Source organism: Collinsella sp. AF20-14LB (assembly GCF_003459505.1).
Lineage (GTDB): Bacteria > Actinomycetota > Coriobacteriia > Coriobacteriales > Coriobacteriaceae > Collinsella.
Window position 1 is genome coordinate 1 of sequence record NZ_QRWD01000027.1, and the last position, 16,493, is coordinate 16,493.

The 16,493-nt window shown below is 62.6% G+C and carries 16 protein-coding genes and 1 pseudogene; 12 read left to right on the forward strand and 5 right to left on the reverse strand.

What is annotated here, in order from left to right; all coding sequences use genetic code 11:
- The coding region (locus tag DWX63_RS11550) for a hypothetical protein (RefSeq protein ID WP_233514538.1) at window positions 1–455 on the forward strand (455 nt) is incomplete at its 5' end.
- A gap of 280 nt (window positions 456–735) precedes the next feature.
- Here DWX63_RS11550 and DWX63_RS11555 read toward each other — a convergent pair.
- Together DWX63_RS11555 and DWX63_RS11695 are read right to left on the reverse strand one after the other, a co-directional pair.
- Window positions 736–912, reverse strand: coding sequence for an IS3 family transposase (locus DWX63_RS11555; RefSeq protein WP_233514539.1), 177 nt, complete (start codon window positions 910–912; stop codon window positions 736–738).
- 292 nt (window positions 913–1,204) lie between these two features.
- Window positions 1,205–1,381: pseudogene (locus DWX63_RS11695) on the reverse strand (hypothetical protein); the annotation flags it as partial.
- Between DWX63_RS11695 and DWX63_RS10550 the strand changes: the two are divergent.
- The 8 genes from DWX63_RS10550 to DWX63_RS10585 all read left to right on the forward strand — a co-directional run bounded on the left by DWX63_RS10550 (window position 1,311) and on the right by DWX63_RS10585 (window position 9,305).
- Window positions 1,311–1,586, forward strand: coding sequence for a hypothetical protein (locus DWX63_RS10550; protein WP_233514541.1), 276 nt, complete (start codon window positions 1,311–1,313; stop codon window positions 1,584–1,586). The pseudogene DWX63_RS11695 and the gene DWX63_RS10550 overlap by 71 nt on opposite strands.
- Window positions 1,587–1,812: 226 nt before the next feature.
- Window positions 1,813–4,554 carry a PRD domain-containing protein gene (locus DWX63_RS10555; protein ID WP_117843676.1) on the forward strand — a complete coding sequence of 914 codons (2,742 nt, stop codon included), beginning with the start codon at window positions 1,813–1,815 and terminating at the stop codon, window positions 4,552–4,554.
- A 123-nt stretch (window positions 4,555–4,677) separates the two neighbouring features.
- Window positions 4,678–5,151, forward strand: a complete 474-nt coding sequence (locus DWX63_RS10560) for a PTS sugar transporter subunit IIB (protein ID WP_055287016.1) — start codon at window positions 4,678–4,680, stop codon at window positions 5,149–5,151.
- 9 nt (window positions 5,152–5,160) lie between these two features.
- Complete coding sequence (locus DWX63_RS10565) at window positions 5,161–5,946, forward strand: PTS sugar transporter subunit IIC (protein WP_117843677.1); 786 nt, start codon at window positions 5,161–5,163, stop codon at window positions 5,944–5,946.
- Window positions 5,947–5,948: 2 nt separating this feature from the next.
- Window positions 5,949–6,779, forward strand: coding sequence for a PTS system mannose/fructose/sorbose family transporter subunit IID (locus DWX63_RS10570; protein ID WP_117843678.1), 831 nt, complete (start codon window positions 5,949–5,951; stop codon window positions 6,777–6,779).
- Between the two features lie 26 nt (window positions 6,780–6,805).
- Entirely contained in the window at window positions 6,806–7,204 is a 399-nt protein-coding gene (locus tag DWX63_RS10575; RefSeq protein WP_055287011.1) for a PTS sugar transporter subunit IIA, read from the forward strand.
- Between the two features lie 12 nt (window positions 7,205–7,216).
- Window positions 7,217–8,341, forward strand: coding sequence for a glycoside hydrolase family 172 protein (locus DWX63_RS10580; RefSeq protein ID WP_199411197.1), 1,125 nt, complete (start codon window positions 7,217–7,219; stop codon window positions 8,339–8,341).
- Between the two features lie 79 nt (window positions 8,342–8,420).
- On the forward strand, window positions 8,421–9,305 hold the full coding sequence (locus tag DWX63_RS10585) for an ROK family protein (protein WP_199407873.1): 885 nt from the start codon (window positions 8,421–8,423) through the stop codon (window positions 9,303–9,305).
- 116 nt (window positions 9,306–9,421) lie between these two features.
- Here the strand turns inward: DWX63_RS10585 and DWX63_RS10590 are convergent, their stop codons facing one another.
- Window positions 9,422–9,664 (reverse strand): hypothetical protein, encoded by a 243-nt coding sequence (locus DWX63_RS10590; RefSeq protein WP_117843679.1) that lies wholly within the window; start codon window positions 9,662–9,664, stop codon window positions 9,422–9,424.
- Window positions 9,665–10,290: 626 nt separating this feature from the next.
- Here DWX63_RS10590 and DWX63_RS10595 point away from each other — a divergent pair.
- Together DWX63_RS10595 and DWX63_RS10600 are read left to right on the forward strand one after the other, a co-directional pair.
- Window positions 10,291–11,370, forward strand: coding sequence for a Gfo/Idh/MocA family protein (locus DWX63_RS10595; RefSeq protein WP_117843680.1), 1,080 nt, complete (start codon window positions 10,291–10,293; stop codon window positions 11,368–11,370).
- A gap of 3 nt (window positions 11,371–11,373) precedes the next feature.
- Window positions 11,374–12,120 carry a DeoR/GlpR family DNA-binding transcription regulator gene (locus tag DWX63_RS10600; RefSeq protein ID WP_117843681.1) on the forward strand — a complete coding sequence of 249 codons (747 nt, stop codon included), beginning with the start codon at window positions 11,374–11,376 and terminating at the stop codon, window positions 12,118–12,120.
- 422 nt (window positions 12,121–12,542) lie between these two features.
- Here DWX63_RS10600 and DWX63_RS10605 read toward each other — a convergent pair whose 3' ends face one another.
- Both DWX63_RS10605 and DWX63_RS10610 read right to left on the reverse strand, forming a co-directional pair.
- On the reverse strand, window positions 12,543–13,202 hold the full coding sequence (locus DWX63_RS10605; protein ID WP_233514540.1) for an RluA family pseudouridine synthase: 660 nt from the start codon (window positions 13,200–13,202) through the stop codon (window positions 12,543–12,545).
- Window positions 13,203–13,217: 15 nt separating this feature from the next.
- On the reverse strand, window positions 13,218–15,713 hold the full coding sequence (locus DWX63_RS10610; RefSeq protein ID WP_117843683.1) for a U32 family peptidase: 2,496 nt from the start codon (window positions 15,711–15,713) through the stop codon (window positions 13,218–13,220).
- A gap of 298 nt (window positions 15,714–16,011) precedes the next feature.
- Between DWX63_RS10610 and DWX63_RS10615 the strand changes: the two genes are divergently transcribed.
- Entirely contained in the window at window positions 16,012–16,389 is a 378-nt protein-coding gene (locus tag DWX63_RS10615; RefSeq protein WP_117843684.1) for a Rid family detoxifying hydrolase, read from the forward strand.
- Window positions 16,390–16,493: the final 104 nt, after the last annotated feature.

Below are 16,493 nucleotides of genomic sequence, written 5' to 3' on the forward strand. Positions count from 1 at the left end.
TCTTTCATGCAGCAGGGGCTCTCAATGTTTTATGTCCTGCTCATATCGTCTCTCATGTCCAAGAAATGGGAGGCAGTTCATGGCACCCGGGCCTTTTTCTATCCCTACTCGATGGCTTCGGTTCTGCCGTCCTGTCATTCCGGTTGCATCCAGTTTTCGGTGCCGTCTCGAATCGAGTGCCGCCAGGTGACACCCTGTCGCGTTTCGTCGGCTTCGGGGACAAAAGTCGGGACAACTCCAAAAACTATTTTCGAACTCAGGGCTTTGAGTTTTTGTTTTTGTCCCAAAGGGCGCGGCGGGATGCCTTTGGAGGCTCGATAGCGCCGAAAACGCCCGTTTTGAAACTCAAATGCCTTTTCGCGTCCAAGTCGCCAGCTGCAATAGGAAGTGAATCAACGCAGGTGGCTTTCAAGCAGTTTGCAAAACTGCAGGTCGCAGGTCTTCATTGCCAGTAGGAGAAATGAGTAGTCTCAGGTGGCTTGCCCATGAGTTGACGAACGGGATTTGAGATTACGCTGACGTCCGGAAACGCTTCGAGCACGGCGTTACGTTTTTGGGGTTTGGGCGTAGCCCCTGCACCCGCGAGCGCGGGCCTTAAGCCCGCCGAGAGGGTGACGCGTCGAAAACGAAAGGGAAAGAGAGAAGGGGCCGTCCCTATTATTCAGGTTGCGACCGAAGAAGACAAGGAGACCCCCTGAGCCTGAATGATGCCCCACAGACCGCGTCCGACCGAGCTCAAGCCGAGCTTTTCCTGACGTCCGCCTTCGCGGAGATGGTGGCTGGATTGGCTATGGATTGGCAACACTTATTTGGACGATTCGGGGGGGGGGGGGACGGCCCCGCCTCCCTGAACTCGACCGGCGACATGTAGCCCAGCGTCGAGTGGATCCTGAAGTTGTTGTACCAGTGCACGTAATCCAAGAGCTTGGCTCGGAGCTCGCGCGTCCCTCCTCAGTCCTTCGGAGTGGCCGACGATCTCCCCGTTGCAGAGGTCGACGAGCAGGCAGACGTAGTTCCATGACGCCCCGACACGCACGCAGGCCAAGTCGCTGCTTATATGGGTGCACGGTGCCCTGCCGCCGAAGCCGCGCGCGACGACGTTGGGCACGTCGGCCTCGTTGACCGTCCCGGGGTGCACCTTGAACCTCTTCCTGCCGTATGCGCCGGCCAGGCCGTTCTCCCTCATGATGCGGCAGACGCGGCGCCGGCTGACGGTAACGCCCGACCTCCCGGGCGACGCCTTGATCTTGCGCGATCCGTTCCGGCCCTTACTGGCGGCGTGCGCCGCCGCGGCCGCCGTCGCCCCCGACATTAAGGTCCTCAAGGGCCGTGTCGTCTCCGGCGACCAGTTCGTCTCGCCCGCGGGACAGAAGGAGCGCATCCTCGCGACCTTCGGCGACCTGTGCTGCGAGATGGAGGGCCGCACCATCGCGCAGGCCGCCTATCTCAACGGCGTGCCCCTCGTCGTCGTGCGCGCTATCAGCGACAAGCCCAGCGCCGAGGGCCAGGTTGTCGACTACAACACCTTCGAGAAGAAGGCCGCCTGCGACTGCGCCCGCATCGCCGCGCGCATGGTTAAGCTTTAGGCCCTGCGCACCGGGGCCCTTCTTTATGTTGGGACCCCGGCGCGCAGGGCCCTTTCCAAAGCGAAGTGTCGAGCCGAAGTGTTGAGCGTCGGCCCTGAATGTTCAATGGCCGTTGTTTTCTGCCCCTCAAGTGGTGAACTTCTCCTCGGGGCTGTTGATTCCCCCACGCGCCCCCTTCCGTTCTCTGTGTTCCCCTTATACTCCTTGTACAAGGAGGTAAGAAGTCATGGACAAGACCGCACAGGACAGCTTGGCAAAGAAACCCGTCGACATGAGGGACAGGATTCTCGAGCATCTCGAGGCCCTCACCTCTGCCGTCTCGCTCGACGACCTTGCCCGTCTGTCCACCTCCGACATCGCCGAGACGCTCATCATCTCCAGGAGCCTGGCGAGCCAGTACCTCAACGACCTTGTTCGCGCCGGCCTTGTGGTTAAGGTGGCGGGCAGGCCTGTCCGTTATTTTCATCGCCGCGCGTTCCAGAAGCGTTTTCAGGTAAAGCTCTCTGCAAGCGAGTACGCCTCGCTCGCCGACCTCATCCAGGCGACGGGAATCGCCGATCACCGCGACTTCGCGCGTGCCGTGGGCTTCGACCTGAGCCTCAGCTCCGTTGTCGAGCAGTGCAAGGCTGCGGTTCAGTACCCTCCGTTTGGCCTGCCCATCCTCTTGAGCGGCGGCGTGGGTGTCGGTAAGTCTTTCCTTTCTCGCCTTGTGTACGAGTACGGCAAGAACCAAGGCTTGCTGTCCCGCGACTCCTCCTATGTGCGCATCGACTGTGCCGGGGTCCCGGACGCCGCCTCGTTCAACGGGCTTCTTGACGAGTCGATCGCGAAATCGCACGGGGGTGTGGTCTTTGTCAACGGCATCGAGACACTCTCTCCCTCTGCGATGGAGCGCTGCCTTGCGACGGCCCTCGGGCTCGATGCCTCCCAGGATGCGCCGCGCGCTCGCCTCGTTCTTTCGACGACGCTTTCCGCCGATGACCTGAAGGTTTCCTCGGCCTACAGCAAAATGCCCATCTGTGCCCGCGTCCCCTCACTCAAGGAGCGGACCCCCGAGGAGCGCGAGGATCTCATCTTGAGCTTCCTGCGCAGCGAGGGGTGCCGAATCGGTTCTGATGTGAAGATCAGCCGCGGCGCATACCGTTGCCTCGTGAACGCGGACTTTTCCGATAACATCGCCGGCTTGCGCGCCTGCGTGACGAACTGCTGCGCCAAAGCGTTCCTCAATCGCGAGGGCGACTACGTCGTCGTTCGCCCGTATCTTCTTCCCAGCGGGCTCCTCTCCTCCACGCAGATCGATCAACAGCCCGACGATGGCGTTCTGATCGACGCGTCTCTGGATGCCGCCGAGAGCACAGGGCCGGTCGAGCAGGCGCTCGATGCCCTGTGCTCCCTCGATGAGCGATTCTGCGCCGGGGAGCTCTCTGTCTCCGAGCTTGTCTCGCAAGCTGTCTCCGCTGTGCGCGGCGTTGAGGATCACTTGATCTTCGACCACGGCGTCGCCTCCTCGAGGTCGCGCGCCTTCGAGCGCGTCGTGGGCGCGGTCCTTGCCGACGCAGGCTCTTCTTATGGCATCGAGCTTTCGAGGAAGGTCGCTTTTCTACTGGCCCAGGAGATTTGCCTGCAGTTGTGGCCGGGTATCGGCCTGGCTAAGCGAAAGTCTGCCTGTGCGGAGCAAATCTCCCATCTCCTCGGTGCCGTGACCTCCGAATTGCCGTTTGCCTCGAGTGTCTCCGATCAGGTCGCCGCAGACGTGGAAGGGGCGCTGGGAATCTCGCTCGATCACTTCACGAAGACGCTTCTGACGCTGTGCGTCGCATCGGAGTCTCGCGATGCGAAGGCCCTTCGGACGCTCTGCGTCATCTTGTCCCACGGCTACTCGACGGCGACGAGCATCGCCGACGCGGCGAACCGTATGCTCGGCATGCATGTGTACGAGGCTGTCGACATGCCCTACGACCAGCAGCTGAAGGACATCGTCGGTCCGCTCCAGCGCCTCGTCGACCGCCATTCCTACTGCACCGGGGTCGTGTTCCTCGTCGACATGGGCTCCTTGGAGGAGGCCTATAAGGCTCTCGAGAACGTTACCGACTCCACTATCGGCGTGGTGAACAACGTCTCTACCGGTCTTGCGCTCGAGATCGGGGTCGGGCTGCTCGGCGGCAAGTCCATCGCCGAGGTTCTTGGCGATGCGACCGCCGCGTGCGTGACGCACTGCAAGGTGATCGAGCGCGTCAACCGTGAGGACGCCATCGTCTTCTGCTCCGAGTCCGGGGTCGAAGCCGCGGAGAGGATACGCCAGCTCGTCTCGCAGAGCCTCCCGCGCACCATAGGCGCGCGCCTGCTCACGAGGCCCTTCAAGCAGCTCGTCGCGAACGGGTCGAACGACGCCGTTTTCTCCGAGCACCGCGTCTGCGCCGTCATCGGCACGGGAGACCCCGGGGTCGCCTCCGTCCCCTTCGTCGCCCTCGAGGACATCATGTCGACGGCGTCCGCCTCTAAGGTTGATGCCGTGTTCGGCAGGTGGCTTGACGCTTCCGAGCTCTCTTCTTTCCACGAGAAGCTGCTCTCGAACATGACGCTGCAGAACGTCATCCGCTCCATCACCATCCTCGACCCGGAGCGGCTATTCCATGAGATCGAGAGCGCCGTGCACGAGCTTCAGCGCAGGACAGGCGAGAAGATCGGCAGCAACGCCATCATTGGGCTCTACGTTCACCTCTGCTGTCTCGTCGAGCGCCTTGTTACCAGAAACCCCATTGAGACCTACGTTGGCCAGGACCGCTTCGAGGAGGAACGCGCCGATTTCATCGAGTCCTTCAGGCAGAGCTTCTCGAGCATCTCGACGCGCTATCGCGTAGAGGTTCCCGTAAGCGAGATCGCATATGTCTTCGACTACATAAGCGTGAGCGCCGCCCCGGCGCGAGAAGAGCGCCTCGGCTCCTCGGACCTCCTGCTCGACGAGTGACCTTCCCCGCGCCGCCGCAAGCTGACCGCGCGTCCTCAATAATTCGATAACCCCTTGCCCGGCGCGAATCCGGATAGTGCCGAGGCAGTACCGAACGCAAAACTTCATTTGATAGGAGCAAACATGAGTGTTGTTATGGCACGAATCGACAATCGCCTGCTTCACGGCATCATCGTGACGCAGTGGGCCCCGGTGTCGGGCGCGACCCGAGTCATGGTCATCGACGACAAGGTCGCCGGCGACGAGGTCCTGAAGTCCACCATGAGGATGGCGCGCCCCGCGGGCATGGCCGTCTCGATCATCTCCGAGCAGACCGCGCTCAAGAACTTCGCGGCGGGCAAGTACGACCGCGAGAAGGTCTTTGTCATCGCCAAGGAGCCCGAGACGATCCTTCACCTGGTCGAGTCGGGCATCGAGCTCCCGTCGCTGATCGTCGGCGGCTCTCTTGTCAAGGAGGGCGGCGTCCAGCTCACCCAGCGCGCCTATGCCTCCGCCGAGAACGTCCAGAGCTACAAGGCGCTCATCGCCCGCGGCGTCAAGGTGACGGCACAGTTCGTGCCCGCCGACAAGCCCGTCTCCGTCGCCGACCTCATCTAAGGAGGGATCATGGTCAACTTCACTATCCTGCAGGTCGTCCTTTTGACCCTGCTGGCCTTCATCAAGCACGTGGACTACTACGGCATCCCGATGATCTTCGTCAATTACGCCGTTTTCTGGGGCCTCATCACCGGAGTCGTCATGGGCGACTGGAAGACCGGCCTTGTCATCGGCGGCACCATTCAGCTCATGCAGCTCGGCGTCGCGGGCTTCGGCGGCTCCTCCATTCCCGACTACGGCACGATGGCCATCATCGCCACCGCCTACGGCGTGACCCTGGGCTCCGACACGGGCCTCGCCATCGGCCTGCCGGTCGGCATGCTCGGCATCCAGCTCGACGTCGTCGCCAAGATCCTCAACGGCTTTGTCGTCGAGAAGTCCCAGAAGTTCTGCAACGAGGGTAAGTTCAATCAGATGAACGCCATCCTGTGGGTCTGCCCCGCGCTCTTCGGCCTGTGCGCCGCCCTGCCCGTCTTTGTCTCCGTGACCCTCGGCCAGCCCGCCGTCAACTGGCTCCTCGAGGTTATGCCCCAGTGGTTCCTCTCCGGCCTCACCCTCGCCGGCAAGATGCTCCCGGCCATCGGTATCGCCATGCTGCTCCGCTACATGCCCACCGGCAAGTACTTCCAGTACCTGCTCGCCGGCTTCTTCCTCTCGGCCTTCCTGAACGTGCCCATCATCGGCGCCGCCATCGTCGGCGTTGCCCTCGCGATCGCGTTCTACCGGCGTGCCGAGAGGGACACCGAGCTCGCCGCCCACGCTTCCGCAGACGCCTTCATCGGAGAGGATGAGTAACCATGGAAAACGAGAACATCACCGCCGTCGAGGGCAAGCCCTCCGGCTATAAGGTCACCAAGAAGGACCTGCGCAACGCGAACTGGCGCTGGCTCATGAGCGTGTGCACCTTCAACTACCAGACCCAGCAGGGCGCCTCGGTCGCCTACGCCCTCTCGCCGATCCTGAGGAAGATCTACACGAACGACGAGGACTATAAGCAAGCGCTCAACAACCACTTCCGCTACTACAACACCCAGCCTTGGCTCGCCGCCATCATCCTCGGCGCCTGCGTGGCCATGGAGGAGCGTGACGGCCTCGCGGCGGCGGACGCCGTCCAAGACCTGAAGATCGGCACCATGGGACCGCTCGCCGGCGTCGGCGACTCCCTGCTCATGACCATGATCCCGACCATCATGGGCTCCATCGCCGCCTATATGGCCATCGAGGGCAACCCCGTGGGAGCCGGCATCTGGTTCGCGCTCATCCTGGCCATCTTCTGGGTCCGCATGCACGCCCTCGAGTTCGGCTACAAGCAGGGTGTGAAGCTCGTCACCGACTTCAGCGAGAAGCTTCCCAACCTCACTGCCGCCGCCTCCGTGCTCGGCCTCACCGTGGTCGGCTGCCTCATCGCCTCGGTCATCGGCGTCACCTGCCCGATTAGCTTCAGCTTCGGCGACGTCTCGATGGAGATTCAGCCGCTGCTCGACAAGATCCTGCCTGCCATGATCCCCGCCGCCATCACGGGAAGCGCGTATTACCTTCTTACCAAGAAGAACGCGAGCATGACGGCCCTCATCCTCGTGGTGATCGTCCTCGCGATGGTCGCCTCCGCCGCCGGCATCCTCGCCTAGCTTCGACCCAAGAGATTGGTGAATCAATGAGAAAGATAGTTGTGGCGAGCCATTCCCTTCTCGCCCAGGGCTTCAAGGACACCCTCGAGTTCCTTACGGGTAAGAGCGACGCCGTCAACGCCGTGTGCGCCTACGTGAACGACAACGGCGAGGGGCTCGACGCGGCGGTCGAGGCGGCGCTTTCGGGCACTGACGAGGTCGTCGTCCTTACCGACGCGCTCGGCGGCAGCGTGAACCAGCGCTTCTCCCGCTTCGCCTCCGACCGGATCCACGTGATCGCGGGTGTCAACCTCCCGCTCGCCATGACGGTCGCGCTCGCGCGCCCCGACGAGAAACTCGACTTCGACGCCCTCGTCGACGAGGCGCGCCAGCAGATCGTCTACGTGAACGGTGCCAGTTCCGCCGAGTGCGAAGACGACGAATAGAGGAGGTCGACGATGAGAGAGTTCCTTAAGGACGTGTGGATGCACGGCGGTGAGGAAAGCCGCGCCATCACCCCCGAGAACATCACGGGCGAGAAGGGCCGCGCCGCCATGTCGGCCAGCCACCTCGGCGTCGGCCGCAAGGGCTCGTGCTGCGTGCCCCTTGAGTCCGGCGAGACCATCACGCTCGCGGACATCGAGGGCCCCGGCATCATCCGCCACATCTGGATGACCGTCCCCGACAAGACCGCCGCCGGCAGCTTCGTCATGCGTGACCTCGTGCTGCGCTTCTACTGGGACGACGAGGAGACCCCCTCGGTCGAGTGCCCTGTCGGCGACTTCTTCTGCAACGGCTTCGGTGAGCGCGCCATCGTCAACTCGATGCCCATCTGCGTGAACCCGACGGGCGGCATGAACTGCTACTTCGAGATGCCCTTCAGGAAGCACGCCAAGGTCACGCTTACGAGCGAGCACCCCGGGTTCATTAAGTACATCTTCTACACGTTCAACTACGCGCTCACCGACGTGCCGGACGACGCCATGTACTTCCACGCCCGCTTTAACCGCGAGCGCAGCACCCGCAGGGGCGTCGACTACACCGTGCTCGACGGCGTGCGCGGCAAGGGCTACTACGTCGGCACCTACATGGCCCTGTGCGCCCTGGAGCGCTATTGGTGGGGCGAGGGCGAGATGAAGTTCTTCCTCGACGGCGACGAGGAGTTCCCCACGGTCACCTCGACGGGAGCCGAGGACTACTTCGGCGGTGCCTGGGCCTTCCTCGACAGGCCGCCCCACGCGTTGCCCGAGGCGCAGTGCTTCAACACGCTGTTCGCCGGCTACCCGTACCGCTCGACGCGCGACGCCACGCGCGACCGCTTCAGCGCGGGCAAGCCGAACCCGAATCCGACGCTCGCGACTAGCGACGACGCGCTGCCCAGGCACGGCCTCTACAGGTGGCACCTTCCCGACCCGATCTCGTTCAAGGAGGACCTGCGCGTGACGTTCCAGGACCTCGGCAACGACGACATCAAGCTCTACGAGCGCGAGGACGACATCTCCACCGTCGCCTACTGGTACCAAAGCGAGCCGCACGCCGTGCTCGCCCCGTTTGCCGCAAGGCAGGACCGCGTGCCCAGGTAGGGTCGCCTCGAAACAAGCCAACGTTATGGGCGCCCGCGGTTGACCATGACTGCGGGCGTCCCTTTGTAAGGAGGATCACATGAGCGAAAAGCAAATGAGGCTCGGCGCCCTCGAAGCCGGCGGGACCAAGATGGTCTGTGCCGTGGTGTCCGGCGACGGCGAAGTCCTCGACCGTATGGAGACCCCGACGCTTACGCCCGCCGAGACCGTCCCGCAGATGATCGAGTGGTTCACCGCCCGCGATGTGGACGCGTTGGGCATCGGCGCCTTCGGCCCGACCTGCGTCGACCCCAACGACGAGCGCTACGGCTCCATCCTCCAGACGCCCAAGCTCGCGTGGCGAGGCCATGGTCTTCGCGCCGCGTTCGCCGACGCCCTCGGGATTCCGGTGGCCTACGACACGGACGTGAACGTTGCCTGCCTCGGCGAAGTGGTCTTCGGCTGCTGCAAGGGGCTCGAGGACGCCGTCTACGTGACCATCGGCACCGGCGTGGGCGCGGGCGTCATGTGCGCGGGCAGACTCCTTCACGGCATGCTGCACCCCGAGGCCGGTCACATGCTGGTAAGGACCCGTCCCACCGAGGAGGGACGCTGCGTCTGCCCGAGCCACGCGAGCTGTCTCGAGGGGCTCGCCTCTGGCCCCGCCATCGCCGCGCGCTGGGGAAAGCCCGCGGCCGAGCTCGCGGACAACGATGAGGTGTGGGCGCTCGAGGGGGATTATCTGGGGCAGATGTGCGCGAACCTCGTGCTCATGTACTCGCCTCGCCGCATCGTCCTCGGCGGCGGCGTGATGCACCAGGAGCAGCTCTACGGCATCGTCCGCAAGAAGACCCTCGAATATCTGGGTGGCTACATCCAGACCGCCGAGCTTAAGGACATGGAGAGCTACATCTGCGCCCCGGGCTGCGGCGGCGACCAAGGAATCCTCGGCGCGGCCGAGCTGGCAAGAAGGGCGCTCGCGTAACTTGCGCTCTCTCCGCCATACAACGCGTTAAGAAAAGACGAGCGCTTCTTGCCAATTGAGCGGCAAGAAGTGCTCGTCTTTTGCATTTGTTTTTGGGGCAGGACGCCCCGCCTCCGCTAGAGTCCCTGGACCGCCACACCCACGAGGTTTGGACCGGTGTGGACAAGAAGCGCGGGGCTGATGTCGGAGCGGACGACCTCCACCGCGTTGGCCACGCGCTCGCACAGGGCCTGCTCCATGCGGTCGTAGAGGTCGGCGTGGGCCGAGGTGCGGCTCGCGGCAAAGCGCACCTTGGGGTGCTTCTCGACGATGGCGGCGATGAGCTTGACCTCGGTGCGATGCGGTACTTGCACAGCCATTTCGTGTACGCGAGGCTGTTGGCTTTCTGGGCCACAGCAATCACCTTCCCCCTAGTATGATGACCTGAACAATCCTCATGCTAGGGGGAAGGTTTTTGTCGCGTAGCGGAAATTGGCCTCCACCCGCTGAGCGGGTGGCTTTCTATGCCGCGCGTGCCGCGCGGCACGGACTATAGTCCATGAATAAAAACGAGGAAGGCCACGTCCGGCCTCCCTCGCAAAGGGTCTCTGATTACTCCCACTCATTGGGGACAGACTTAAATGAGTACTCTTGAAATGCCGGCGCCTGGGGACGTTCTTTTTCTGTCTGCAGTTTGGAACGTTCCTTTTCTGTCGGCAGTTTGGGACGGTCCTTAGAGCTGCAGCGCGCCATGAGCGACGAGGCGAAGCGGATCATCCTGTCTTTTGAGTTCTAAGCATAAGCCCCTGTCTCTGAGCAATGCCCGGTTCGCATTTGTGCGTATTTGCGTGCGTGGGATTGCGTGAATATGCGTATAGATGCGCCGTTTACGGGATAAAAATGACCGTTTAGCGGTGAGATACGCAAACACGCGCACAAACGCGCGTGTTTGTGCGAATATAGAGCTATCCGAAATGCAAGACGTTCTATGACACAGGAGGCACATATGGTAGATTCCAAGCAGGCTCCACTCGACTCCGCGGCAGCCGCAAAAGCAGCGTTCGCTTCGGTCCAGGACAAGCCATTCCCCGATGATATCTTTACGGCTCCCGAGCTTCGTTGGGCTGTGATCGGGTGCGGCGTTATCGCCAACCAGATGGCCCAGTCTCTCGCTCTTGCCGGCCGCAAGCTTGCGGGCGTCGCCAACCGTACGCTGTCCAAGGCTCAGGCTTTTGCTGAGCAGTATGGCATCGAGAAGGTCTATGAATCGGTTGAGGACCTCTACGCCGATCCGGGCATCGACGCCGTCTATATCACCACGCCGCACAACACGCATATCACCTATCTGCGTGACGCGCTGGCCGCCGGCAAGCACGTGCTCTGCGAGAAAGCCATTACCCTCAATTCCGCTGAGCTCGACGAGGCGCGTGCCATCGCCGACGAGCACAACGTCGTCCTCATGGACGCCACCACGGTGCTTCATATGCCCTTGTATCAAGAGCTGCGCCGTCGCATGGATGCCGGCGAGTTTGGTCGCATGAACCTCGCCCAGCTCAACTTTGGTAGCTACAAGGAGTACGGCGATCTGACCAATCGCTTCTACAACCGCAACCTTGCTGGCGGTGCCATGCTCGACATTGGCGTGTATGCCCTGTCCGTCATGCGTCTCTTTATGGCAAGCCAGCCCATTGAGGTCGTTTCGTTGGGCAACACCTGTGAGACCGGTGTTGACGTTGCGGGCGGCATCGTCTGCCGTAATGCCGAGCAGCAGCTGGGTGTTGTGGGCCTCACGCTCCACTCCAAGCAACCCAAGCGCTCGATTATTAGCTTCGATAAGTGCTATATCGAGGTCAACGAGTATCCGCGCGCCGATCACGCGACCATCGTGTGGACTGCGGACGGCCACCGCGAGGAGGTCCACGCCGGCACCGAGGCTTACGCCCTTTGCTATGAGATGGCCGATCTTGAGAAGGCCGTTGCCGGCGACGACTCTAAGCGTGAGCTGCTGGATTATGCTTCTGATGTTATGGAGCTGATGACCAAGCTACGCGCCGACTGGGGAGTCGTGTACCCCGAGGAGGAGTAAGCGATGCTAGCGGAAGATAGGCTCAACGCGATCGTGTCGATGGTTCAGCAGACCGGCTCGGTTACCGTGCCGGAGCTTGCCGAAGCCCTGGGCGTGACGGCGTCTACCATTCGGCGCGACCTGCAGACGCTCAATCGCGCACACCGTATCGCCAAGGTGCACGGTGGGGCGACGAGCCTTGAGCGCGCGCACGTGACGCGCGACCTAACGCTTAATGAGCGCAGCGATCTCCATAACGACGACAAGGAACGTATCTGCGCCCGTGCGGCGGCGCTGGTAGAGCCCGAGAGCTTTGTGTACATCGATTCGGGTTCGACGACGCTCAGGCTCATCGAGCATCTTCCGCATCTCGAAGGGGTCACCTATGTGACTAATTCCGTGCTCCATGCTCAGCATCTCGCTTTGCGCGGCATGCGTACCGTGGTGCTGGGCGGCGAGCTCAAACCCGAGACCGAGGCGCTCGTTGGCCCCGATGCCTTGGCAACTCTAGACCGCTACAACTTCAACTGCGGCTTTTGGGGCTCTAACGGCATTGCCGCCGAGCAGGGCTTCACGGCGCCCGATATCGAGGAGGCACAGGTCAAGCGCATCTCGATGCGCCATACGGCCAAACGCTTCGTAATCTCTGATGCCAGCAAATTTGGCATGGTGGCACCCGTCAAGTTCGCGGACTTCCGCGACGCGACGATCATCACCACGGGCGAGGTGCCTGCCAAGTACCAGACGATGGACAACGTCATCACGGTCTAGCGGCGGGGCAAGGCCAAAACCACCACAAAGGTGCCTGTCCCCATTGTGGTGGTTAGTAACGAAAACCGAGTAGTTTTCTCAATAGAAAAGCGGCAACGTCCATCACGGGCGTCGCCGCTTTCGTTGTCTGCCGGTTTGTCTAAGTCTGTAACAACTGGACCGTTAAAAGTGGGCTAGGTGTTACAGATCGAGATACTTACGAACCGCGCCGTCCCTTTGTCTCAATCTGTAACATCTGGGACTGATTTTGCCGAGTTACTGTTACAGATTGAGATTATTCCCTTGAGGGGATTCGAATGTCTCGATCTGTAACAGATAGACCGCAAAATGGGCTTTAGCTGTTACAGATCGAGATGTTTGGGAATCCGGCAGAGCCATCGCGGCAAAACCACCATAAAGGTGCCTGTCCCCTTTGTGGTGGTTTAGGGCCCCCAGGGGCAGGGGGCTTCGATGTGGATGTGCTCGCCGGTTACGGGATGCGTAAAGGACACGCTGTGGGCATGGAGCATGAGGCCGCAGGGACGCGGCGTTCCGTACAGGTCATCGCCCACCAGGGGATGGCGCTCGCTGGCCAGATGTACGCGGATCTGGTGCTTGCGGCCGGTGAGCAACTCGACATCGATATACGAGCGCGTGGGCAGGCCACGACGGCTCTTAAGACGCTTGAGCACCTTCACGCGCGTTTGAGACGGCTTGCCGCTGGCGCCGACGCGCATCTTGCGGCTATCGTGGCGGTCGCGGGCGATGGGCTTGTCGATGAGCTTTTCGTTCCAGTCGATCTTGCCCTCGGCCAGCGCCAGGTAGTGCTTTTCGAACGCGTGGTCGATGATCATCTGGTCAAAGGCGGGCTGCGTCTGCTTGTCGAGTGAGAACAGCACCACGCCGGTGGTGTCACGGTCCAAGCGGTTGAGCGGCTGCATGTCGGTCGCGGCAAAGCCGTCGCCCATCGCCAGCAGCAGGTCGCTGGCGTAGTCGGTGAGCGTGCGCTCGCCGGTGCCGTCGCCGTGGACGATCATGCCGGCGGGCTTGTCGATGGCCATGAGCCAGGCGTCGCAGTAGAGGACTTGAGGTTCTTCGTTCACGTGTAAGCCTTTCGGTTAGCTAATTCCCACAAACATGCAGCCCGAGGTCGCCCCGCGCAGGCGGGCGGCGGGCTTACGGCCGGCCTGTGCGGCCTCGACGGCGCGGCGGACGCGTGCGACGGCGCGGCCCACCTCATCCGTCTCGAGCAGCGTGCCGTCCACCATAAGACGGCGCACGCCGGCGTCGAGCAGCTGTGGTGCCTGCGGCGTAAGGTCGATGGGGTAGGCGTCGTACAAGCGAGAGCGGCCATGGATGTCGGTGCGCACGGGCATGACCTTGCCGTCGATATTCTTGAGCGAGAGCTTGCGGGCACGCAGGCGGCAGTTGGCGCAATCGTGGATGCAGCCGTTGGCAACCTGCAGAATGCAATGCTCGCTTGTCATGACGCGCGGGCGGCCAAAGACGGTGATGCCCAGCGCCGCGGGCGCGGCGGCGCCGAGCGAGACAATCTCGTCGAGCGTGATCTCGGGCGAGAGCCAAAACGCACCGGCTCCGCGCTCGGCAAGCGCTTCCATGCAGGGCGTGTTATGAACCGGCAGGCAAGAGCGAATCTCGGCCGTGGCGCCAACCTGGGCGGCCAGGGCAAGCTCAGAGATGTTGCCAATAGCGACCGTGGCACCGACAACAACCCACGGGTCAACGCGGACGTGGTCAACGGCGCGGCAGACCTCGTCGAGTACGGGCACGATACCCTGCTCAAATGCGTCGGTGGGGGAGAGCCCGGCCGCGTCGAGTACGTCGGTGGTCATGTAGATGCGCGTTGCGCCCTCCGCGCGGGCTGCCTCGGCAGCCTCGAGCGTGGTGACGGTGGCGCAGATCTGCGGCTCGTCGCGGTAGTGCGCGGGCGCGGGGCGGGAATCACTGGTGACAATCGCCGGCAGCTCGAGCGTTTTCGCGCGCTCCGCGTACGGCGCCAGAATGGCCTCTTCCAGCGCCTTGCAAGCGGCGGCGCGCACCTTATGTACGGCGGAGAAACCCATGCCACAGCCCTCATCGAGCGCCACCTCAAAGCTCGCAGCCTCAAAGGGAGAGGAACCCATGCGGCCGACGTGCTCAACCAGATCGGACGCCTCGACCGCACGGGTCTTGGCGGCTTCGACGGTAAAGCCCGTGGCCGTGGCCGTAAGCGAAGGGTCGTCGCAGCAGGTGAGCGTAACGGTAAACGGCTCGCCCAGACGCGCCACGACGGACACATCAACAGCTCGGCGGCGCAGCACATCGCGCTTGAGCGCGGCGCCGGCGGCGTCGATGGCACGCTGACTGCGAATCACGCGGACGCGGCAGCCCTCGGGCATGCTGCGGGGTACGCGACATTCGATGACTTCACCGGCTGCGGCATCATCGGCGGCAATGGCGGTCAGGAACTGGTCAAACTCGTTATCGTGGCGAAGCTCCAGCAGGTCGCCCTTGCCCACGGGCTCAAACAGCTCAATACGGGCGATGGCGGCGCGGCGACGGCGGTCGTCGGGCTTGAGGCCGCGCACATCGCGGTTGGCCGGGCGGCTGCCCAGCACCGTGCCCACGATCTGGCCGCGGTTGTTGGAACGCTCATAGCTCATCATCTCGTCGCCCGAGGTGCCGTCCTGATAGGCGTGCGTAAAGTCGCGGTTAAAGCAGCGCTTGAGCTGGCGCTGGCGGGCGTCTTTCTCGTCCTTGGCAACGGTGGTTCCGGCCAGCATGTCATCAATCTGATGACGATACACGTCGACGATGGAATACACGTAATCGGGCGCCTTCATGCGGCCCTCGAGCTTGAGCGACGCGGCGCCGGCGTCATACAGGCGGCGAACAAGTTGTGAAGTGTTGGTGTCACGCGGGCACAGCGCGCGCTCGCGACCGGCAGGGGAGAGCGAGCGACCGTTCTCGTCGATCAGCTCGTAGGGCAAGCGGCAGGGCTGGGCGCACATGCCACGGTTGGCCGATCGTCCCGCCATGGCAAAGCTCGAAAGCAGACACAGGCCAGAGTAGCAAAAGCAGATGGCGCCATGGCTAAAGACCTCAAGGTCCACATCGGGCGCGGCATCGTGAATGGCGGCAATCTCGTCGATGGAAAGCTCGCGCGAGAGGGTCACGCGGTCGGCGCCCTGCTCGCGGCACCAAAGGGTTCCGCGGTCGTCGTGGATGTTCGCCTGGGTCGAGATATGCGTCTCGATGCCGGGCATCGTGCGCTTGACCTCAAAGAACAGGCCCCAGTCCTGGATGATGAAGGCGTCGGCGCCCAGCGTGGAGCAGCGATGGATGAGCTGCAGCGCATCGCTCATCTCGGATTCCTTGATGACGATGTTGACCGTGACGTAGACGCGCGAGCCGGCCAGATGCGCGGCGCGGCAGGCCTGCTCAAAGGCCTCGTCGGTAAAGTTGGTGGCCTTGCGGCGTGCGTTGAAGCTGCCCATGCCGCAGTAGATGGCGTCTGCCCCGGCGGCGAGCGCGGCGGCAAAGGGCTCCGGGCCTCCGGCGGGGGCCAAGAGTTCGGGTCTGCGGTTGGTGGTTCGACTGGCGGTTGCGGTCATATCCTGCCTTTCAAAATGCTCAGATACTCAAAAGTATAGTGGTGCCGTCGCGGCAGGCGATGCCCGTGCTCTAAGCGGGATAAAGTCTTCAGCAGCTTGGACTGGCTGCTTCACATGAGAACCGTTCAGCGGTCCGGGGAAACCGTTGGGCGATAAAATATTCTCGCAACGTGATAATAATCTTGCATCGCGCGGAAACCTTGAGTACTATCCCAATCAAGCGCGGTGTTCAGACCGAACTGTGCCTCCCGGTGTGAACGCCGCGCTCCCGTTCCCTTTTACTTGTAAGGAGAAAAACATGAGCAAGACCGTCGTGTCTTCCGATAACGCACCCGCAGCCATCGGCCCGTATTCCCCCGGTATCCAGACCAGCAACATGGTGTTTCTGTCCGGCCAGCTGGGCATCGATCCCGCGACCGGCAAGCTGCCCGAGGGTGTCGAGGCCCAGGCTAAGCAGTCCCTTGCTAATGTCGAGGCCCTGCTGACCGCTGCCGGCGCCACCTTTGCCGATGTCGTCAAGACCACAGTCTACCTGGCTGACATTGCCGACTTCGCTGCCGTAAACGAGATCTACGCCTCCAAGTTCGAGGCCCCGTTCCCCGCGCGCAGCGCTTTCCAGGTTGCCGCTCTTCCGGCTGGCGGTCTGGTCGAGATCGAGGTTGTCGCCGCTATCTAAGGTGTTGGTAACAACTAAACATGACATGCAAAAAGACCCTGCAGCGCGTGCTGAACTGCGTCCCAAATCTTGGACGCCCTAAATAGCGACTAGGCCGCGAGGGC